Source organism: Micromonospora sp. B11E3 (assembly GCF_039871625.1).
GTDB lineage: Bacteria > Actinomycetota > Actinomycetes > Mycobacteriales > Micromonosporaceae > Micromonospora.
On record NZ_JBDPMC010000261.1, the window covers coordinates 1 to 553 of the forward strand.

1 pseudogene is annotated in these 553 nt (G+C 64.6%); it reads right to left on the reverse strand.

Annotation, left to right across the window (positions count from 1 at the left end):
* A pseudogene (locus ABGB16_RS33985) lies at nt 1–183 on the reverse strand (integrase catalytic region); the annotation flags it as partial.
* Nucleotides 184–553 lie beyond the last annotated feature (370 nt).

A 553-nucleotide genomic window follows, 5' to 3' on the forward strand; every position in this document is an offset into this window, starting at 1 on the left:
CAGGATTGCCCGGTCTGGACAGGACAGCCGTGGTCGGCTGTGGACCTGGCGGCGGAGCACCGCGACCTCGTGGCGCAGCGCCAGCAGCTCCGCGAGCAGGGCACTGTCACTGCGGGCCGCGACGAAAAGGGCGCCGAACACGCGGATCGCGAACAGGTAGATCAACCGGAACACCATGACCATGAAGGTGCCTCAAACTTGCGAGGGACCAGCTCACAGCGCGTGCGACAGGAATTGGCACCGTACAGGTCATACCAGAGATCATCAGCCCGAGCCGAGAACTCCCGGCTCACGGCATGTGCGACGAGTTATGGCACGGCACAGGCTCCGAGGGTGTCCGGTCCGGTCTGGTGGGTGCCAGGACTGATGATCATCAAGTCAATCGCTGGTTATCGATGCTTCATTTGTTAGCGGGGTGCGTGTGGGCGCTGTTGCGTTGGCGGATCGGTGGACATGCCGAGCCGCGTCGCAGGGCACTCGCCTGTTTCGTCGTCGACCAGGGAGTTGTCGACCAGCCATTCCACCGCCCGCCGCCGTGCGCGAACGGCGTGCC